Origin of the sequence: Paenibacillus bouchesdurhonensis (genome assembly GCF_900155685.1) — a bacterium.
GTDB classification, from domain to species: Bacteria; Bacillota; Bacilli; order Paenibacillales; family Paenibacillaceae; genus Fontibacillus; species Fontibacillus bouchesdurhonensis.
Genome location: NZ_LT732548.1, coordinates 1,361,693 through 1,381,978 on the forward strand (window position 1 = coordinate 1,361,693; position 20,286 = coordinate 1,381,978).

The 20,286-nt window shown below is 50.4% G+C and carries 20 protein-coding genes; 14 read left to right on the top strand and 6 right to left on the bottom strand.

The genetic code is table 11. The features are described 5' to 3' along the window. Positions 1-49 precede the first annotated feature (49 nt). The 6 genes from CZ379_RS10685 to CZ379_RS10710 all read left to right on the top strand — a co-directional run bounded on the left by CZ379_RS10685 (position 50) and on the right by CZ379_RS10710 (position 4,609). Positions 50-1,540 (top strand): nitrate/nitrite transporter, encoded by a 1,491-nt coding sequence (locus CZ379_RS10685; protein ID WP_110934323.1) that lies wholly within the window; start codon positions 50-52, stop codon positions 1,538-1,540. 66 nt (positions 1,541-1,606) lie between these two features. Continuing rightward, entirely contained in the window at positions 1,607-2,053 is a 447-nt protein-coding gene (locus tag CZ379_RS10690; protein WP_110931612.1) for a molybdenum cofactor biosynthesis protein MoaE, read from the top strand. Then, on the top strand, positions 2,050-2,283 hold the full coding sequence (gene moaD / locus CZ379_RS10695) for a molybdopterin converting factor subunit 1 (RefSeq protein ID WP_110931613.1): 234 nt from the start codon (positions 2,050-2,052) through the stop codon (positions 2,281-2,283). The genes CZ379_RS10690 and moaD overlap by 4 nt, the downstream gene beginning before the upstream one ends. Before the next feature lie 51 nt (positions 2,284-2,334). Beyond that, positions 2,335-3,351: a GTP 3',8-cyclase MoaA gene (gene moaA / locus CZ379_RS10700; protein ID WP_110931614.1), complete on the top strand. Its 1,017-nt coding sequence runs from the start codon at positions 2,335-2,337 to the stop codon at positions 3,349-3,351. Positions 3,352-3,386: 35 nt separating this feature from the next. Beyond that, positions 3,387-4,112, top strand: a complete 726-nt coding sequence (locus CZ379_RS10705) for a YwiC-like family protein (RefSeq protein WP_110931615.1) — start codon at positions 3,387-3,389, stop codon at positions 4,110-4,112. A 158-nt stretch (positions 4,113-4,270) separates the two neighbouring features. Beyond that, on the top strand, positions 4,271-4,609 hold the full coding sequence (locus CZ379_RS10710) for a KGG domain-containing protein (protein ID WP_110931616.1): 339 nt from the start codon (positions 4,271-4,273) through the stop codon (positions 4,607-4,609). 77 nt (positions 4,610-4,686) lie between these two features. On the opposite strand, the gene CZ379_RS10715 is transcribed toward CZ379_RS10710, so the two are convergent. Continuing rightward, complete coding sequence (locus CZ379_RS10715; protein ID WP_110931617.1) at positions 4,687-6,381, bottom strand: methyl-accepting chemotaxis protein; 1,695 nt, start codon at positions 6,379-6,381, stop codon at positions 4,687-4,689. A gap of 149 nt (positions 6,382-6,530) precedes the next feature. On the opposite strand from CZ379_RS10715, the gene thpR reads away from it, so the two are divergent. Then, entirely contained in the window at positions 6,531-7,100 is a 570-nt protein-coding gene (thpR, locus tag CZ379_RS10720) for an RNA 2',3'-cyclic phosphodiesterase (RefSeq protein WP_110931618.1), read from the top strand. 260 nt (positions 7,101-7,360) lie between these two features. Then, on the top strand, positions 7,361-8,128 hold the full coding sequence (locus CZ379_RS10725; protein ID WP_234404883.1) for a cell wall hydrolase: 768 nt from the start codon (positions 7,361-7,363) through the stop codon (positions 8,126-8,128). Here CZ379_RS10725 and CZ379_RS10730 read toward each other — a convergent pair. After that, on the bottom strand, positions 8,119-9,273 hold the full coding sequence (locus CZ379_RS10730; RefSeq protein WP_110931619.1) for an MGDG synthase family glycosyltransferase: 1,155 nt from the start codon (positions 9,271-9,273) through the stop codon (positions 8,119-8,121). The genes CZ379_RS10725 and CZ379_RS10730 overlap by 10 nt on opposite strands. Positions 9,274-9,597: 324 nt before the next feature. Between CZ379_RS10730 and CZ379_RS10735 the strand changes: the two genes are divergently transcribed. After that, positions 9,598-10,173: a TetR/AcrR family transcriptional regulator gene (locus CZ379_RS10735; RefSeq protein WP_110931620.1), complete on the top strand. Its 576-nt coding sequence runs from the start codon at positions 9,598-9,600 to the stop codon at positions 10,171-10,173. Positions 10,174-10,251: 78 nt separating this feature from the next. After that, entirely contained in the window at positions 10,252-12,429 is a 2,178-nt protein-coding gene (locus CZ379_RS10740) for a YhgE/Pip family protein (protein WP_110931621.1), read from the top strand. A 67-nt stretch (positions 12,430-12,496) separates the two neighbouring features. Here CZ379_RS10740 and CZ379_RS10745 read toward each other — a convergent pair whose 3' ends face one another. Together CZ379_RS10745 and CZ379_RS10750 are read right to left on the bottom strand one after the other, a co-directional pair. Further along, a complete protein-coding gene (locus CZ379_RS10745) occupies positions 12,497-12,913 on the bottom strand; it encodes a bactofilin family protein (protein ID WP_110931622.1) in 417 nt (138 codons plus the stop codon). Between the two features lie 32 nt (positions 12,914-12,945). Further along, positions 12,946-13,914 (bottom strand): M23 family metallopeptidase, encoded by a 969-nt coding sequence (locus tag CZ379_RS10750; protein ID WP_110931623.1) that lies wholly within the window; start codon positions 13,912-13,914, stop codon positions 12,946-12,948. Positions 13,915-14,092: 178 nt separating this feature from the next. Here CZ379_RS10750 and cls point away from each other — a divergent pair, with 178 nt between their 5' ends. Further along, positions 14,093-15,523: a cardiolipin synthase gene (gene cls, locus CZ379_RS10755; protein ID WP_110931624.1), complete on the top strand. Its 1,431-nt coding sequence runs from the start codon at positions 14,093-14,095 to the stop codon at positions 15,521-15,523. A gap of 29 nt (positions 15,524-15,552) precedes the next feature. Here the strand turns inward: cls and ligD are convergent, their stop codons facing one another. Beyond that, the gene (gene ligD, locus CZ379_RS10760; RefSeq protein WP_110931625.1) at positions 15,553-16,437 is read right to left on the bottom strand and encodes a non-homologous end-joining DNA ligase; all 885 of its coding nucleotides are present in this window, start codon (positions 16,435-16,437) and stop codon (positions 15,553-15,555) included. 294 nt (positions 16,438-16,731) lie between these two features. Here ligD and CZ379_RS10765 point away from each other — a divergent pair, with 294 nt between their 5' ends. Further along, positions 16,732-17,679 (top strand): ATP-dependent DNA ligase, encoded by a 948-nt coding sequence (locus CZ379_RS10765; protein WP_110931626.1) that lies wholly within the window; start codon positions 16,732-16,734, stop codon positions 17,677-17,679. Positions 17,680-17,751: 72 nt separating this feature from the next. On the opposite strand, the gene ku is transcribed toward CZ379_RS10765, so the two are convergent. Next, positions 17,752-18,702 carry a non-homologous end joining protein Ku gene (ku, locus tag CZ379_RS10770; RefSeq protein ID WP_110931627.1) on the bottom strand — a complete coding sequence of 317 codons (951 nt, stop codon included), beginning with the start codon at positions 18,700-18,702 and terminating at the stop codon, positions 17,752-17,754. Between the two features lie 288 nt (positions 18,703-18,990). On the opposite strand from ku, the gene tsaE reads away from it, so the two are divergent. Together tsaE and tsaB are read left to right on the top strand one after the other, a co-directional pair. Continuing rightward, positions 18,991-19,455 (top strand): tRNA (adenosine(37)-N6)-threonylcarbamoyltransferase complex ATPase subunit type 1 TsaE, encoded by a 465-nt coding sequence (tsaE, locus tag CZ379_RS10775; protein ID WP_110934325.1) that lies wholly within the window; start codon positions 18,991-18,993, stop codon positions 19,453-19,455. Further along, positions 19,452-20,276, top strand: coding sequence for a tRNA (adenosine(37)-N6)-threonylcarbamoyltransferase complex dimerization subunit type 1 TsaB (tsaB, locus tag CZ379_RS10780; protein ID WP_110931628.1), 825 nt, complete (start codon positions 19,452-19,454; stop codon positions 20,274-20,276). The genes tsaE and tsaB overlap by 4 nt, the downstream gene beginning before the upstream one ends. Positions 20,277-20,286: the final 10 nt, after the last annotated feature.

Sequence of the window (20,286 nt, forward strand, 5' to 3'; positions counted from 1 at the left end):
AATAAGACATGGGAATCAATAATTCAGTATGCAGGAATTAGGTGATCTGATGATTAGAAAAATGCAGCTGCCTTTGCAAACGATGAATTTAGTGCTTGGCTTTATGGTGTGGGTGATCATTTCGGCACTCATTCCATTTATTAAAGAGGATATTCAAATTCCAGCGGAAAAGCTGGCGATTCTCACGGCGATCCCTGTTGTACTAGGGTCGGTTCTAAGAATCCCATTCGGGTACTACGCCAATGTGTTCGGAGCGCGCATCGTCTTCTCGGTCAGCTTCGTTCTGCTGCTGTTTCCGGTATTCTATATCAGTGCAGCTTCTTCGTTTACCGATTTGGTCATCGGTGGTATATTTTTGGGGATTGGCGGCGCTGTATTCTCGGTGGGCGTAACATCTTTGCCGAAGTACTATCCGAAGGAACGGCACGGTCTGGTCAACGGCGTGTACGGGATTGGCAATTTGGGTACGGCGATTACTACGTTCGCTGCGCCAGTGATTGCGACGCAAGTAGGCTGGTCATTGACGGTAAAGCTCTATTTGGTTCTGTTAATCATTTTTATCGCATTAAATATACTGTTTGGAGACCGAAAGGAAGTCAAAGTGAAGACCCCGATTATGGATGAAATCAGGGCTGTCTATAAAAGTGATAAGCTTTGGATGTTCTCGCTCTTTTATTTCCTTACCTTCGGTTCTTTTGTCGCTTTTACCGTATACTTGCCTAATTTCCTGGTCTCTCACTTTGCACTGGAGAAAGTGGATGCAGGGATGCGTACAGCCGGATTCATCGCTCTGGCAACGTTTATGCGTCCGGCCGGAGGATGGCTTGGCGACAAGTTCAAACCGTTAATTTTATTAATGGGTATTTTTCTGGGGCTGACGCTTTCCGGAATATTGCTTGCCTTCTCGCCTTCAATCGGACTGTATACCGTAGGCAGTTTAACTATAGCGGTTTGTGCTGGGCTGGGGAATGGCGTTATATTTAAGCTTGTCCCGCAATACTTCAACAAACAGGCGGGAACCGTAAATGGCATCGTATCGATGATGGGGGGACTGGGGGGCTTCTTCCCGCCGCTCATGCTCTCCATGATTTATTCCATGACCGGGCAGTATTCCATTGGGTTTATGGCTTTGTCTCAAGTCGCTTTGGCAAGCTTGATTCTTGTCATATGGATGTATTATCAGGATCGGCTCGTCATGTCCAGTAAAGTATTCCGCTATACGGGGCAAGGCATTCTAGTTACTGATTCCAAGGGAAGGATTAGCAGTGTTAATCCTGCCTTTACCAAGCTGACGGGGTATGCCGAGGCTGAGGTCGTCGGCCATAAACCAAGTATTTTAAAATCAGGAAGGCAATCCAAACCATTTTACGAGGAAATGTGGAATACAATTAGAGCAACGGGCCAATGGCAAGGAGAGATTTGGAACCGCCGGAAGAACGGAGAAGAATACCTGGAGTTTCTGACCATCAATGCAGTTATAGATGATTCAGGAGAAGTCGTTCACTACGTAGGTTTGTTCAGCGATATTAGTGCACCGTGAAAAAAAGGGGGACTGGTCATTCGGCCGGTTGCCCTTCCCTATTTTGGCGTATAAGGTGGCTGTATAATGAAACGGTATGAGATTGTCGATAGGCCTATAAATATTCAGAATGCTATAGATATGGTATTACATCCGGGCGCAGGTGCCGTGACGACGTTTACGGGGCATGTAAGGGAATGGACACACGGCGTCAGAACGCTATACTTGGCTTATGAGGCTTATCTCCCGATGGCGGAGAAGAAGCTGGCGCAAATCGGTTCTGAAATTGAAGAGAAATGGCCGGGCACGCGTGTGGCGATAGCCCATCGCATCGGTGAACTGCATATTTCCGATATTGCCGTCGTCATTGCGGTATCGTCACCGCATCGTAAAGCCGCTTACGAGGCCAATGAATATGCGATTGAACGCATCAAGGAAATGGTGCCCATTTGGAAAAAGGAAATATGGGAAGATGGCGAGGAATGGATTGGCGAGCAGAGGAAGAAGCCTGAACATAGGAGGAGTATAGAATGATACGCGTGCTTTATTTTGCAGGTCTGCGCGATTTGACGGGCAAGTCAGAGGAGCTCATTGATCGTCCGGAGTGGACGGTTCGCGAGCTTACAGACTGGGTCAAAGCAGCCTACCCGGAATTTAATCATAAAACCGTATTTGTTGCCGTCAATGAAGAATATGCCCGTCAAGAGGATGTCATTCGGGCCGGGGACACAATTGCTATAATACCTCCGGTGAGCGGTGGTTGATCGCTGCGGCAATATAGAACTTGCGGGAGAATAGAGAGGGGCAAATGGGAAATGACTACTGAACCGATCCGCGACCAACTGAATCGGCCTATCCGCGATTTGCGTATTTCAGTAACGGATCGCTGCAATTTTCGCTGCACCTACTGTATGCCCAAGGAAATTTTCGGTGATGATTTTAAATTTTTGCCTAAAAGCGAGCTGCTGACGCTGGAAGAAATCTGCGCTGCAGCGCAGCTGTTTGCTTCCCTTGGTGTGAAGAAGATTCGATTAACGGGCGGGGAGCCCTTGTTGCGCAGAAATTTACCGGAACTCGTCGGCAGGCTGGCGAACATTGACGGGATCGAGGATATCGGTCTAACTACGAACGGCCTGCTCCTGAACCAGTATGGCCAAGCGTTATATGAACAGGGTCTCCGAAGGGTCAACATAAGTCTGGATGCACTGAATCCGGATCTGTTTGCATATATGAATGGACGTGGAATTAAACCGGCCGCTATTCTTGACAATATCGAGTATGCTAGACAGATAGGCTTTCAAATTAAGGTGAATATGGTGGTGCAAAAGGGCGTAAATGATCAGGAGATTCTGCCTATGGCCGCCTACTTCAAAGAGAAGGGAATCACGCTGTGCTTCATCGAATTTATGGACGTGGGCAACGATAACGCCTGGAGTCCGGAGCGCGTTGTCACCAAAAGGGACATCTATGATAAACTGTCTGGGGTGTACGAGCTAGAGGCTTTGGAGCCGCATTATTTCGGTGAAGTAGCGCAGAGATACCGGTATAAGGATGGTGAAGCCGAGATTGGCTTTATTACCTCGGTATCGGAGTCGTTCTGTTCGACTTGTACGCGTGCAAGGCTGTCATCGGAAGGGAAGTTCTATACTTGTCTGTTCGCCTCACAGGGATTTGACTTGCGTGGGCTATTACGCGGAGGCGCGTCCAAGGACGAGCTGCTTGCAGCTATTCGGAGCGTCTGGGAGCAGCGGACTGATCGTTACTCGGATGAACGAACGGAGCAGCGGGCCTTCCAGCGCAAGAAGATCAATATGTCCTATATTGGCGGCTAGAACAAAATGTAAATGAGGAGAAGAGGTTTGGGCGTGTGAAGAAGCAGGGGTTCGTAATCCCCCATGAGCATGGGGGCTGGGCCATGGTCAGCGTTCCATTCGTGATTGGAATGATGGCCGGAAGGCCGCAGTGGATGCATCTGCCATTATTTCTGGCATGGCTCTTTCTATACTTATCGTCGTATCCGTTTCTGCAATCGGTCAAGCGAAAAAAAGAGCGCAGGCGTTTGATCATTTGGGGCTTGATTTATGGCGCCATTGCGCTGGTATGTCTGATACCGGTTCTGATCAGCTTCCCGGAGCTATTCTATTTCGGGCCGATTTTACTTGTCCTGCTGATGGTGAATCTATGGCATGTGAAGCAAAAATCAGAAAGAGCGGTGCTGAATGATCTGTGCGCTGTTCTAATTTTCTCGATCGGCGGGGCTGCCGCCTATTGGCTTGGCGGGGGCGGATGGGATCGCTCCATGCTGCTGGTCGTTGTGTTCAACGTGCTTTTTTTCATGGGCAGTGTGTTCTTTGTGAAATCTGTATTTCGTGAGCGGACGAATGGGCGCTTGATCGCTTGCGCAAAAGTCTATCATGTCATCTTGCTGATCATTCCCTGGTTATTCGGCTTGCCATGGCTGATGATTGCCTATTTGTTTCCTTTGATCCGTACCTTTGTCTTTGCGGGAAAAACATTACGTCCTATGAAAGTGGGCATCATAGAAATTATCGGTTCCGTCCAATTTTTGCTGCTCGCTATAGTTGTGCTCTAAGCATGCTTGCTGTTTCGATGTTCTCCCGGCGGGTTAATTTGTACCGTCTAACGCAAATCGTATATCATCCGCCGCTGATGTTTTGATTTCCTTAGAGCGGGTAATACAATACCGTACCCGATGCGGTACCTTACAAATACGATAAGGAGTGAACCAACATGGCTAACAACAATCGTGACGGTAAGATGAGCCTGGAGGAAGCAGGACGCAAGGGCGGCGAGGCAACAGCCAGAAATCATGACAAAGAATTCTATCAGGAGATCGGCCAGAAGGGCGGCGAAGCTACTGCCCGGAACCATGACAAGGACTTCTACCAGGAGATTGGCCGTAAAGGCGGCGAGGCTACAGCTCGCAATCATGATAAAGAGTTCTATCAGGAGATCGGACAAAAAGGCGGCGAAGCGCGCAGGGACTCAGACAATGATGACGGAAAGATGAGCCGCGAGGAAGCGGGGCGTAAAGGCGGCGAAGCCCGTGCTCGCCAGCGGAGAAATTAATATATGGAAACAGGCGGCCTAAGGCCAAACAAGGTGACCTCTGATTCAATCAGAGGTCACCTTGTTGCTGTGGGGGGTTATGTTCGGAAACGTTCAATCATCGTATGCAGCTTCTCCGATAGGCCGGACAGGAAGCTGGCGGACGCTCCGACCTCCTCCATGGCTGCGAGCTGTTCTTGGGAAGCCGCGGACATGGTCTGAGCCCGTTCCACATTATGATTGGCGACCGCAACAATATCCTCTATAGATCCTACTAAATGGACGGAACGGTCGGAAAGCTCCTTGACGTTCGACGCGACTCCCTCGATTGATTTCGCAGTGTATGCGGCAGAGGATTCAATGGCAGAGAAGGATTGGCCCGCATTGCGCACAAGCTCGGTGCTATGAAGCGTTTCATCCAAGGCCTCGTCCATCGTTTTGCTGCTTAGCTCCATTTGCTGGACAATATAGGCGATGAGGCTAGAAATTTGTTCAGCCGATTCCACAGATCGTTCGGCTAATTTACGAACCGATGTGGCGACAACGGCGAAGCCCCGTCCTTGTTCCCCAGCCCGGGCTGCTTCTATTGCGGCATTCAAGGCAAGCAGATTGGTCTCCGTGGAAATTTCCGTCATTATATCGAGAATGCTTTGAATTTCTTTGGAATGGCTGCCGAGCTCCTGGACAATGGAGGACAGCTGTTGTATTTTGCGCTCCATTACTTCCATCTGTCCGATGCTAAGGTGAACCGACTCGCGCCCTTGCTTGGAGGCCTCGGAGGACTGCTGAGCCGATAGCGCGACAGCTTCGGCTTGGCGGCTAATCTCATCGATTGCCGCTGCCATGCTCTTGATTACGGAGGAGCTGTCCGCCAAGCTTCGCAGCTGCGATTCGGTGCCTTCCGTCAGCTTCTCTGTCATGTCAGCAGCTTGCTCACTCGCTCTGCCTGTCTGGTCGGCGCTGGCTGATAGCTGCTCGGATGAGGCAGCCACCTGCATGGACGTCTCATTGACCTCTGTAATAAGCTGCCTTAGACTTGCGGTCATATTCCCGAAATCGCAGGCGAGCCGTCCTACCTCATCCCGGCTTCGGATGGCGAGAGGCTGCACGCTCAAATCTCCGGCCGCTACTTTGTTCACTTGCAGCGAAAGCTGCTCGATCGGCCGAATCATCCGGTGGATGAAGAAGTAGACGCAGACAGCTCCGGCCAGAAACACCGCAGCACCGATCGCGAAAGGCAGAGTTATGATTTCCCAGGTACGCTCGTGAATGATGGAAGCGTCAAAATTGATGGTCATTAATCCGACAATCGGGCTCGCTGGATCGTGATTCAGGTAGATCGGCGCATAGCCTGACAATAGCTCTACGCCATCGTATGTATAGACGTCGCTGTAGACGGAGTGCTTCATATCCCTGATCATATCCTGATCCATCTTTGCTAAGTAAAAGGAATCGCCAGCCGAGTAACCGCGCTCCTGCAAGTATTTGTCGGCCGCCAAAATTTTGCCGTCCAGGGACAGAATAAAGCTTTCTTTAAATAAGGATTTATGGTCAACTGTCCAATTTAGCTGTTCCTCTACGAGGGGAAGGACGGATCTGTCGCCTTGAAGCAATTGTTCGATCATTCGGGGATCCACTAGCCCCGTAGTAATATTGGCGCAGCCCAGCACCTCGATGCCGACCGATTTTTGAATTTGGCGGTAGGCGGTCTGATAGCTGAATACCCCGATTAAAGCCCCGATTACAAGGAGCAGACTGATGATGGCTAAAGTAATTTTTCGCGCTAATCCCATGCTGTTGCAGTTCTCCTATCCTAAAAATTATAATTTTGATGTATATACATTTATTATAAATCTGAAATGTTTGCTGAATAATAACGACAAGTATCTAAATGTGTCAAAAAAACAACTATTGAGAATAAATTCACAAGGAGGGGTGATCTATGTCACCAGAAGGGGAGAAATGGCGTCTCTTTGTTGCTATCCCACTGCCAAATCCCGTCAAGGAGCGACTTCATGACTGGTGCCTGAAGCAGCAAAATGACTTGAAGTTTCGCAAGTGGGTGCATCCTGCGGATTATCATATTACCGTTCAGTTCCTTGGAGATACTCCGGCAGGGCGGATAGCTCCTATGCTCGGAGCCCTTCGGGAGGCAGCATCCGAGGTGGAGCCCTTTCGACTGGAGGCAGCCGGCGTCGGAGTATTCGGCCCGCCAACCCGGCCCCGCGTATTGTGGAGCGGCCTGCAAGGGGACTTAATTTCCCTGCACCGTCTTCATAGCCGGGTAACTGCGGGAAATATTAAGCTGGGTTACGTACCCGAGGAGCGGCCCTATGCCCCGCATATCACGTTGGCACGCAAATTTTCAGAGGACGCCAAGCTGCAGGAGCCATTGTTAAATAAAGGATTATCCTTTGGGGATTGGACAAATGACACCATTTTGGTGTATCGTACTAGGGTAACCGTAAGTCCGATGTATGAGGTAGTAGGGATCGTATCTTTAAAGAAATGAATCCCCTGTTTCTCCGTTAGTTGCTGATTGCAGAGTCGTTATAAGGAGAGCCTTCCTTTTCGGAAGGCTCTTTATGTGGAAATTTTTAGAGAGAAAGTATTCAAAACCTCTTTTTTCGGTTACATAGTTGAAAGAATCATTTCAGAGATACTGTAATTGTGGGAGGCCATATGTATATTTTCAAACAGAATCGTTATGTCACGCTTTTAATTAGTGCTCTTCTAGTATGTTCAGGGTCGATTTCATTATTATGGGGTCGCATGGATCATAATCAAAATCGTGTTCGTCCAATCGAGCTTTCATCAAATAGTATGTCCGTTTTCGTAAAGCAGCAGGAACGTAATACTGCCGTGAATATGAACGCATCTCTGAATCAGGAGAGGCGTATTTATCGACCCATCGCACCATTGATTTCTAGACTGCCGATGAAGAAACAAGGCGAATCCGAGACAAGCCAAAGTTATCAGCTTTTGTTCACGCGCAACCTGATAGCATCAGAGCATGCTCTGATGCAAGGGAATGCGGTAGAGGCTGAGGCGGCTGCACAAGCAGTAGAAGCATTAGAAACAGTAGATATGTCTCATCCCCCCAACCAAATATACTTCACCCGTACAGAACTACTTAGCCAGGCAGACAAGGATCAGGCGACCTGGAACTACGTTCTGAAGGATGAAGAACTGCATCTCCTTCACAAAATAGTGATGGCAGAAGCAGAGGGTGAACCGTACGAAGGCAAAGTGGCAGTCGCCAACGTTGTCTTAAACCGGCTACGGTCCGCCAATTACCCCGACACGATTAAGGAAGTTATCTACCAGAAATCTCAATTTAGTCCTGTACAGAACGGAAGGATGGATCGGGTTACTCCTAACGAGGATTCTATTCGTGCTGTAACGGAAGCTTTGCATGGCCGCAAGGAAGTGTCCGATGACACTTATTATTTCCTGTCGCTGTCTTTAGCTACGGATTTAACGGTTGCGCGCACGAAGAGTAAATCAAAGGAGATTGGGAACCATACCTTCTATAAATAAACATAATCTAGCTTTGCCTGAGTGGAAGGCTTTTGAAGCAAGCTGATCACGTCTTTGGCGCAGCGATCCGGCTTATACACCGGGCGGCGCAGCGGACTTACCTTATCGGACATCTGGCTCATCTGCGACGGCTCGGTAATCGACATGAACCATTGATCAATGATCTCGGGAGAGGACAGCTCCATGCCGAATCCATGACTGACGAAATATTCGCGGTTTTTCTCTTCCTGTCCGGGAATCGATTCAAAGAACAGCATCGGTATGTCCTTGGCCAGTCCCTCAGTGCATGTCATGCCGCCGGGCTTCGTTATCAAAATATCCGAGGCGTCCATCCATTTGCTGACCTCATGGGTATGGCCAATGATGGTAATGTTCTCATGCTGCAATGCTGGACAAGCACGCAGCTTCTCAGCCAGCTTCTCATTGCTTCCGGTACAGCAAATGATCTGTACCTTGCTGCGCCAAGCCAAGAGCTTGTCGATCAATTCATCCTTCAGCAGCAGCCCCCAACCGCCTCCCATAACGAGTACGGTCGGCATTTGCCTAATGCCGAGCTCTCTTCTTGCCGAGGCTTTATCCTGGATGCTCCAGAAATTAGGGTGAACCGGTATTCCGGTTACCTGGACGGCCTCGGGACTGACTCCACGCTGCAAGAGCAACTGCTTGACCTCTGGCGTGGAGACGAGATATTGATCTACTTCGGGACTAATCCAGGCGCCATGGGCATCGTAATCAGTGATCAGCGTATAAAGAGGGACGCGAAGTCCTGAGGCGCGAAGCCTGGCGACTACGGCATTCGGAATTGGATGCGTGCAGATAATGACATCCGGCTGCAGCTGCCTGATCACTTGTGAAGCATGATGATAGAACATTTTATGAAGGGCCAATCGGGTTAGTCGACCGACCGGCTTTTCGTATTTTTTGCGATAGAGCATTCCCACTAGGGCTGGACTCGTATTTACGGTAACCCGGTAAGCAGACAAAATCCACGGGGCGACAATCGGATTAAGGAATGAGCCGAGTTCCATTACTTTCGTCTTCGTCTCGGGGCATAATTTCTTAATACCTGCAGCCAGGGCATGACCGGCTTGGGTATGACCGCGGCCGAACCCCTCCGATAAAATCAGCACTCGTTTCTTGGACATGATATCACCTGCTTTAAGAATAGATCCGTCCCTATGGGGGCGGTTTTTTCTTATCTGGATAAGACATAACGTTAATACCTGGTTCTAGTTTAAAAGGTTGTGATATGAAACAAAAGAGCCTGCAGACTGGTCGATAGCTGGACTTAAGTCGGGGAAAGACAGCTGAAATAAAAAAAACTTGCAAAGAAATAATCGAAGTGATAAAGTGAAAAATGACCGATTGACCGAAATGGATTTTTGGTCAATTTCTAAAATAACGTGAATATTGCAATCGAAGAGGAGTTTCCTGTTCGATGAAATATTCCAACTAAGGAGGTGAAGATCATGGCAGTAGACCGCAGACAGCAGGTTATCGATGCGGCAGAGAAATCCTTTGCCTTGTTCGGATATAAGGCAACGACGATGGATCAGGTCGCCAAAATAGCGAATGTGGCAAAAGGGACGATCTATACTTTTTTTACGAATAAGGAAGAGCTCTTCGATGAAATCCTTCGTTCCGTCATCTTGGAAATGAAGCGAATCACCGAGAAGGATGTTCGCGAGGATAAATCCTTCTTCGAGAATGTATATCAGAGCATGGATTCGCTTCTGGAATTCAGGCGTGAGCATGAGCTGCTGATCAAGCTGTTCCAAGAGGTGCGTGATTTTGGCACGCCTCAAGCCCGGGAAGGCCTGCAGCGGATTGAGAATGAGATTCTGAGCTATTTGGAAAATCAAATTATGCGCGCGGTTCAGCGCAGGGAGATCCGCTCGCTGGATCCGAAAATAGTCTCCTTCGTGATGATCAAGCTGTATATTGCGCTCACCTCGGAGTGGAATAAGCATGGGGAACCGCTAAGCAAGGAACAGATCAAGGAATTCGTTCGCATTTTTCTGTCCGGGGGATTATCCCCGGAATGATTGCCAGTGGTTTAGAGGGCGGGAGAGCTAAAAATATATAAAGACAATAGATACAGAGAAATAAAGGAGAGAAGCCAAATGAAATCAATGTCGGTGTTTTTTAAGGATTTGGGAGCTTCTTTCAAAAAGCCAAAAGTGATTATCCCAATACTGGTCGTTCTGTTCATCCCTGTGCTGTACAGCGGCATGTTCCTGACGGCATTCTGGGATCCTTACGGTAAAATGAACGAGCTCCCCGTTGCTGTAGTCAATGAAGATACCGGTGCCGAGTATGAAGGCAAGTCGCTGCAGGTCGGCGAAGACTTGGTCGCCGAGTTGAAGAAGAGCGATGACTTCTCCTGGAGGTTCGTTACCCGTGAAGAAGCGGACAAAGGGATGAAGAATGACGAATATTATATGACGATCGTTATTCCCGGAGATTTCTCATCCAAAGCAACTACGTTGATGGATGATCATCCGCAGCCAGCGAAGCTCGTGTTCGAGCCGAATGAAGGATACAATTTCCTTGCTTCGCAAATCGGCGGAACCGCCGTAAAGGAAATTAAAGCCAAGGTGTCGGCGAAAGTAACGGAAGCTTATACAGAAACCCTGTTTGAACAGGTTGAGAAAATATCCGGCGGATTAGGTGACGCAGGCACGGGAGCAAGCACGATTAACGATGGCGCCGCGCAGCTTGATGAAGGTGCGCTGAAGCTGAAGGAGAATCTGGCCAAACTGGTCGAGGGGACGAATAAGCTGCAAAATGGCGTAGCTCCCCTGGAAGAAGGGGCTGTAACTCTTAGCCAAGGCGCTAAAGAGCTTAAAGGCGGGGCTTCCGGCCTCGCGAGCGGCCTAGAGCAGTTGTCTGCGGCGCAGAAGCAGCTGGAGGATGGCGCGGTTAAGGCGCAGGAAGGCGGAGTGCAGCTGCAAACAGGCCTACAGGCCTCCCTGCAAGGAGCCGAGAAGCTGCAAGCGGGACTGACTGCTGCTGAGCAGGGTAGCGCTAAGCTGCAAACCGGGCTTGAGGCATCGCTCGAAGGCAGCGGTCAAGTAGCCGAAGGGGCTAAAGGCGTTGCCCAGGGCCTGGAGCAGCTTGCCAAGGCGAGCCCTGACCTGGCTGCCAATCCGGAGGTGCAGAAGCTGCTCGCCGCAAGCAAAGCGGTGGCTGAAGGCAGCGGGCAGGTTGCTGCGGGCCAGCAGGAGCTGCTTCAAGGCGCGCGTGAGCTGCATGGCGCCCAGGGCCAGCTGCAGCAGGGCAGCGTGCAATTAGTGCAAGGCCAGCAGCAGCTTGCAGAAGGCGCAAGCCAATTGACTGCAGGGCAAGCGCAGCTATCGAGCGGGCTGAAGCAATTCGGCGCTAAGCTGTCGGAAGCCGCTGCTGGAGGCCAAAGCTTGGCAAGCGGCGCAGCGCAGCTGAGCGGCGGTGCCGAGAAGCTGCAGGGCGGCGTAGGCCAATTGTCCGGCGGCGTCAGCACGATTGCCAGCGGCTCCAAGCAACTGGCGGGTGGTGCCAGCGAACTGAAGGAAGGCATGGATAAATTGGCCTCCGGCTCTGAGGAGCTCGCAGGCAAGCTGAATGAAGCTGCGGAACAAACGTCCAGCGTGAAGAAGAGCGATGAACTGGTCAATATGTACGCGCAGCCGATTGAGATCGAAGAGCATAAATTAAACGAGGTTCCGAACTACGGTACAGGCTTTTCGCCGTATTTCCTATCACTCGGCCTGTTTGTCGGAGCATTGATCTCTACGCTCGTTGTTCCGATCAGAGGCTCATCCGTGGCCGAGGCTACCGGTTGGAACCGCTTTGTGAGCCGGGCCCTTGCCTTTACAGGGATGAGTTTTGTCCAATCGATCCTATCGGCGGCACTCGTGCTGTATGTGCTTAAGCTTGAAGTGCAAAGCGTACCGCTGTTCTATCTGTTCACATTCGTAACCAGCTTAAGTTTCATGTTCATCATTCAGGCTCTGGTTACTTGGCTGGACAATCCAGGACGATTCCTGGCGATCCTTATCCTGATCTTCCAGCTGACGACAAGCGCCGGCACATTCCCGCTTGAGCTGATTCCGGATTGGATGAAGGTTCTCAATCCCCTGCTTCCAATGACTTACAGCGTTCTTGGCTACAAAGCCGTAATTTCCAGCGGGGAGTTCGCGATTGCTTGGCAGAATATCGGTGTATTGGCGAGCTTTGGCGTTGTGTTCCTAGCCATCACTATGCTGTACTTCTTGCGTCGAGAGCACAGTAAGGCAGCGAGCATCGTGCCAGTCGAGGTTTAAGCTGGTTCGCATTGCACTTGTCATAATCTCATACTATTTGGATGAAAAGACAGCCCAAAGCGGGGGATTACCCCGCTTCGGGCTGTGCTGTTTTTTTGGACTTTTTAATAGGCTCGGCTGCGGGAATCGTTGCGGCTGCCGCCTTCTCCATTTTGCTGCTGCCGTTTAACAGGCCGCCTTCTGTAATGACGAGTTTTGCTACATTTACATTCCCTTCAACCAGTCCGCTGCTCGAAATCGTTAGCCGGCCTTGCGAGGTAACATCGCCAATGACTTTGCCAGCTACCACGATATCCGCGCCATTGATATTCGAGTAAGCTTCCCCGGTTTCACCGATAACTACCTGCCCCTGACAATGAATCTCACCATGGAATGAACCTTCGATCCGCAGGTTTGCTTCGCATTCCAATTTTCCTTCGGCATTGCTGCCCTGTCCAATTAAAGTGCCTTGCCAGCCGCCTGTTTTTTTATGATCCTTGAACATATCATTTATCCTCCGTTCATAAATGGGATGTATTATTGCAAGTAAGAGAGCGGATTGACCTTCTTGTCCCCCTTCGCAATCTCGAAATGCAAATGCGGCCCTGTGCTTCTGCCGGTATTGCCTAATTTTGCAATGTTTTCCCCTTTTCTTACCGCATCTCCTTCGGAAACCTGAATCTCACTCAGATGCATATACCAGCTTTGCAGTCCATTCGGATGTTGGATTATAATGTACTTGCCTCTTGAACGATTGTTCTCCGCTGCAATGACTTTTCCGGCTGCCGCAGCGTAAATTGGGTCTCCAACCTTGCCGGAGATGTCAATGCCGGCGTGAAAAGCCGCCTTCCCCGTAAACGGGTCGGTTCGGTAACCGAAGTTCGATGTAAGGCGGGTGGACAGCGTGGGCCATTCCGAAGGTGTTCCAGAAATGGAATACTCCGTTTGTTTGGCCTTTTGGAGTGTTGAAGGCACATTCTTCTCAATTTCATCCAGCATTTCGCTGATTGCCAGGAAATCGTCACGCGTCTCCTGAGCCAATTCTCCAATTTCCTGATCATGTACGGCAATAAATTCGCCGCCTTTTCCTAAGGATTCGTCCCAGGACAGGGAGGACAGCCTGCCGGAACCGCCCTGGCTTCCATATTTATCTATAAAATTTTGCAGTTCGGCTTCAAGCTCATTTACCCGCTCCATACGATTCATCAACTCTTTGGATTGTCCAGATAAAGTAATGACCTGGCTTTGCAGCCGATCTATCGCTTCATTCTTGTCTGTGACGACGGCTTCGAATTTAAGATTTTGCAGTCTGAGCGTGTCCTCCAAGCGTGCAATGGTATTCTCCGATTGGATTTGCAGGCTGACAATGAGACTGGAAATGGATAGGAGGGCGACGATGGGCACGGCAATGACAAACGGTTTCGATACCTGGATTTGCTTAACAGGCTGATTCGCTTCCCGCAGAACAAGCAGTGTCATGCGATGGGGTAAACTAGCACTTCTCATGGCATCTCCTTCCCGTATATTTGGTAGCTTCTACTACTTTATCTATTCTCATGTCTCTTAAAACATGTCAAAAAAGTCATCTTGTCTCATATAGTTCATGCTGTAAATAAACGAGCGGCAGATGAATGAATAATTTGGGAGTACCTTGGCTAATGCTGAGTGGAGGAAGGTGAAGCAGATGTGGTGGTTAGTTCTTATATTGCTCGCGTTTATTTTTCAAATCGCTACAATTCTTATTTTGGAGTTTCGTAATCCCAGCAAGGCCTTAGCCTGGATGCTGATCCTGTTCCTCTTCCCTGTTATTGGCTTCATTCTGTATTATTTCGTAGCTCAGGACTATAAGAAACGGCGGAAGCTGCGACGCCGCGGCTCAAGGGCATTTCAGGAGATTCGGGCTAGACTCTGGCAGCAGACGGCAATTATAGACCGCATCGATGATATGAATAATTCGGAATACCGGCATCAGGAGAGGCTATTCGGTTTGCTTACGCATATTTCGGAGAGTCCCATAACGGGCTGCAACGAGACGAAGGTATTGACGGATGGAGAGAGGACTTTTGCGGCGATGCTAGCCGCGATGGAGCTAGCCCGGGATCATATACATATGGAGTCTTACATTTTTCGTGCGGATGGGATAGGGCATCAGTTCAAGAACGTGATGATTCGGAAGGCACAGCAAGGCGTGAAGATCAGATTAATTTGTGATGGGCTGGGCAGCTATCATTTAAAAAGCTCCTTTGTGAAAGAGCTTCAGGATAGCGGGGTAGAAGTGCATTTCTTCCTGCCGCCGCTGATCGCTACGATCGACCGGAGAGTCAACTACCGTAATCATCGGAAAATACTTGTGGTGGACGGGACAGTGGGCTTTGTCGGCGGGCTCAATGTCGGGGATGAATACTTAGGGCTCGATGGGAAGCTGGGCTTTTGGCGCGATACGCATTTGCAAATTAGCGGAGACGCGGTGTACTTTCTGCAGAATGCGTTTCTGGGAGATTGGCGTCTGGCTTCTGGCCAGCGGATCAATCATCCTGAGCTGTATCCTGTACATCATTGTCAAGGCAATGAACAGGTGCAGGTGCTTACTAGCGGTCCCGATCAGCATTGGGACGCCATTCAGGAGATGTGCTTCGGGGCGATTGCTGTTGCCAAACGGCGCATATGGATTACTTCGCCTTATTTCATTCCTGATCCCAGCATCTACAATGCGATCAAAACGGCTGCCGTCAGCGGGGTCGAGGTGAAAATTATTATTCCGTACGAGTCGGACAGCCGGATTGTCAAGCTGGCTTCACTCTCCTATGTGGAGGAACTGCTTCAGTCCGGAGTGAAGTTCTATCAATACCAGAAGGGATTTATTCATGCCAAGGTAATGATTGTGGACGATCTGCTTGCCACTGTCGGTACGGCGAATATGGATATGCGCAGCTTCTTTTACAATTTCGAGATGACGGCAATCCTGTTTGATAAGGCTCCGATTTCCCGGTTAAATGAGGATTTCTTGAATGATCTGAATGGGAGCAAGGAGATTGATCTGAAGACCTTCTCCCGCCGTACGAGAATGCAAAAAGGGCTGGAGCTGCTGTGCAGACTGCTGTCCCCGCTTCTCTGACAAGAGACAGGGCGAGCCTGCCCGGCACCCTATTTAAGATGCTGCAGGATAAGCTGGACAGATTGCGGCGGAACGTCTGCCAGCAAATCCCCTTTCTGTTTGAGGCGTTCTCCGATATTGTGCAGGTTGAAGTCGGAGGGATGGGGATTGCTGTGCACCTCATCCCAGGCTAGCGGCGTAGATACGCTGGCGGCAGGGCGCGCTCGAGGAGTATAGGGGGCGGCCAATGTTTTTCCGGCATAATGCTGTAAGTAGTCGAAGTAGATTTTGTCGCCGCGATCCTTCTTCAGCCGTTCAATCGTGAATAGTCGGGGATATTTCTCAGTTGCGTAACGGGCCACGAAGTGCCCGATCAGCCGGAGTTCGTCGAAGGTGACCCCATATTCGATCGGCACGATGATTTGCACGCCTGTCGCTCCGGAGGTCTTCGGGACGGATTGAAGCCCTAAAGAGCTCAATATGTCCCCTACGCAGGCGGCTGCTTCCATGATGCGCGGCTCCTCTTCCAGCGAAGGATCCAAATCGATCATCCATTCGCAGGGCAGCTGCTCCTGAACATAATGCAGTGATGGATGGAATTCGATGCATGCCAAGTTGCCGAGCCACAGCAGCACTGGCAGGCGATCCAGCACCACATAATCGACGCCCTCATGCGCGGAAGTGCGCACGAATGGCGGCAGTGGCTCCGGCGCATTTTTCTGATAGAAAAATTTGCGCCCCACTCCATCGGGATAACGGATCGTGGTGAGAAGACGGTTTTGGCAATAACGCAGCAGGTAGGGCGAAATTTCCGCCAGCTTCTCCAAGTACAGCTTCTTCGTAATGCCAGCCTCCGGCCACAGCAGCTTATCGGGATTTGATATCGTAATTTCCTCGCCATCAACAAAGATCGTGCCTTTAGTCGTCCTCGCCACAGTCATGCTCCTCTCATATATTTACTTTCCTAAATGAGGATCGATAGCCAACTTCGTTTAAGCACGGATCAGTGCTTTTCTTTTAGGCTTGCCCATTTAGAACAAATTAACCGCTAGAAACCGAACTCTATTCATAGAATGGAAGTACGGCGGCATGGGCAGACTTGGGAACAGAAATGATGAGACATCAAAGCGCACGCTTAGAATCGTACGTAGTGAAGAAGCAAGCCTGCGGGGAGCGGACTTCGATGGCAACTGCACCGCCGGAAAAGCATATAGTTGGGAGGAATGAGCATGAAGATGAAGCCGGTGGCTCCTTTTGAGCCAATACGGTCAGAGAACCTTCCGGGGGGACCGGATTGGATTACACAGGTAAAATGGGACGGGGTGCGAATACTTACCTATTATGATGGCAATGAAGCGCGGCTTATTAACCGCAAGGGCAATGAGCGAAGCAGGCAGTACCCCGAGTTCATGGAAGTGTCCTCCTATTGTCGTGCGGATTCGGTTATTCTGGACGGAGAGATGATCGCGCTGAACGGGGACAGGCCGTCCTTCCATGAGATCATGAGGCGGGACAGCTTGCGGCGGGAACAGGAAATTCGCTTTGCTGTCAAGCAGATACCAGCTATTCATATGATATTTGATGTGTTGTACTATAACGGAAAATGGGTGACCGATCGCACGCTCGCAGAGCGGCAGGAGCTGCTGCAAGAGATCATTGTTCCGAGCGCGCTGCTTCAGCTCGTTCCGAGCTACAGCAATGGAGAGAGCTTGCTAGCAGTCATGAAGGAGCGGGGCTGGGAAGGAGTTGTCAGTAAACGGCTGGACAGCACTTATGCACTCGGCGGCAAAGATGGACGCTGGCAGAAGCTCAAGCTCGGCTATGACTTATACGCCGTAATCGGTGGCGTTACTTATCGAGACGGGGTTATGAATGCTCTGCTGCTCGGCTTATACGATGAAAATGGACAATTCATTTATATCGGGCATACAGGCAGCGGGAAGCTGAACCAGGCTGCCTGGCGCAGCTTGAACCATCAAATATCTACGCTCATGGTGAAGGATAGAACCTTTCACAATATTCCGCAGCGGATTAAGGGAGCGGTCTGGATTCAGCCGCTGCTTACAGTAAAGGTACAGTTTATGGAATGGACTCCCGGCGGAACGATGCGTCATCCGGTACTGCAGGGGATGGCTGACATACCGCCGAAGAGCTGTACGGTTACGCAGAACATGTAGTTTGCACTGAGTATTTCTTGTGCATCGTAACTCTGGCATAGAGCATATCTTGCAAGTGAGAGCGGAAGCGGCTCAGGAGATGGTCTTTTTCGCTTTGCTGGCGGCCCTTTTCTTTGGTTTGGGGATCGTCTCCTTGACGGCCGCTGACTCTGCGTCATTGGCTGGCTCTGTAGTTTGTGCATCCGAAGCTTGCTTCTTCTTCGCCGTTTTACGCGTACGCTTGGCTGGAGCAGGGCCCGGGTCTGTCACGACGGCAGGCTTAACCGCCTCGATGCTTGCTTGCAGGGCAGCCATGAGATCAATGACATTGCTCTGTGGCTTAGCAGGAGCTAGGCTGACCTCCTCTCCGGCAATCTTCTGTTCGATGAGATGCAGCAGCGATTCACGATAGTCATCATTATATTTCGCCGGCTCAAACGGCGTAGACAACTGCTCGATCAACAGCTTGGCCATGGTCAGCTCCTTCTCGTTCACGTTCAAGCTCTCCGGCAAATTGGGTACTTGAGAGATCGGCCGAATTTCATCGGGATAGAAAATGGTCTCCACGGCCAGGCAGCCTTCCATGACCCGAATCGCTGCGAGGCTGCTTTTGGAGCGAATTGCGATTTTGGCGATGCCGATTTTGCCGGATTGGCGCATCGCTTCCAGCAGAAGCTGGTAGGCGTTCGATCCAGCTTGGTCAGGAGAGAGATAATATGTTTTTTGAAAATAAATAGGGTCTATTTCTGTCAAATCTACGAAATCCATAATGGTGATCGTCTTCTCAGTTTGGGATGACAGTTGCTCCAGTTCCTCTTTTTCAAACAGCACATATTTCCCTTTCTCATACTCATACCCCCGGGAAATTTCCTCCCAGGTCGTATCCTTGTCGCAAGTCGGACAGCGCCTTACATAAGAAATCGGACTGCCGCAAACGGTATGAATGTATTTCATGGAAATGTCTTTGTCTTCGGTGGCAGAGAACATTTTGACCGGAACGTGCACGAGTCCGAAGCTGATCGCACCCTTCCAAACGGTATGCATTAGAGGTTGCTCCTTTCTGTTTCTCTTGCTTATTTTTAGATGGTTGGGGTTATGATTATGGCATCATCTCTATATTAGTATGGTCCAATTTGGTTCCTCATAACCGGGAGCATCTGTGCCTAAGTTGTTGCGGCTCATGCAGCAGACCGATATAATGAGGACATACGTTTGAGCATTTAAACAGATCGCGGAGATTGCCTAAGCGCAAGTGAGGCGGGGAAACCGCGATGTTGTATATGTAAAGGTGGTTGTGTTGGAGTGGGATTTGATCAAGCTTCGTCCAAGTGGATGTACGAGGCCAAGGATTTGCAAGGTACCGAAGAACTCGCCGCGTATCTTGCCGCTCAGGCTCTGCCGGGAACGGTCATTGCCCTGGACGGCGATTTAGGCGCGGGCAAGACGGCTTTTTCTCAATTATTTGCCAAGCATCTGGAAGTTCGGGATACGGTGAACAGCCCGACTTTTACATTAATTAAGGAATATGAAGGCCGACTGCCTTTTTACCATATGGATGTGTACCGGTTAACGCTGGAGGAAGCGGAGGACTTGGGACTGGATGAATACTTCTACGGAAACGGCGTGACGCTGGTAGAGTGGGCAAGCATTATCGAAGATATTTTACCGGAGCAGATTTTGCACATCTATATAGAAGCTGGAGCAGGCACGGAGCGCAAAATGCGGTTATCCGGCCAGGGTGAACCCTACGAACAGTGGATCATGACCTTGAAACAGAATGGAGCTGTGCCTAAATGAATCATACACAACAGCCGCGCCAGCGGTTATTGGCGTTGGATACGTCGACCTCAATACTGTCCGTGGCCGTGATGGAGGACGGTAAGCTGCTGGCTGAACGGAATATAAGGGCAGAGCGCAATCATTCGGCTTATTTGGTTACAGCGATTGAGGAGGCCTTGGCTGAGGCCGGATTGGATAAAAAAGAGTTGGACGGTATCGCTGTCGGTGTAGGGCCGGGATCGTATACGGGTGTCCGCATCGCGGTTACAACGGCCAAGACGCTAGCCTGGTCGCTGCAATTGCCCGTATCTGCCGTGTCGAGTCTGGCCGCGATCGCGTTTGGCGGATTTGCTGCGGGAACGGGACAAGCCGCAGAGCAATTTTCTCCAGCTTGTCCAGCTCCGGCGGAAATGACTGCCTCTGTGGGCTATTCCGCCGAACACTGGATCATCCCGCTTGTCGATGCTCGCCGCGGGCAAGCCTACACAGCGCTATTCAGCGCGGCGGAAGGGCGAGTTCCGTACCGCATAGAGCCGGATGCCATTCGGCTGGTGGCAGATTGGCTAGGCGAGCTTGCCCGGAGGCTGGAAGCATTGCCTCCGGAGCAGAGACCGGCAGGCGTATGGTTTGTCGGAGATACTGCGATTCATGCCGCGACGCTAGAAAGTTTGCGTTCCCTGCTGGGAGAAGCGCTGCACATATGCGAATATGAGCTCGAAGCCGTGTGGCTGGGGCTGGTTGGATCGGAACAGTTCCTCCAGGGAGCTTATGATGATGTGCATACGCTGGAGCCGAATTATACCCAGTTGGCAGAGGCAGAAGCGAAGAAGCTTCGTTAGCATTCAGGGA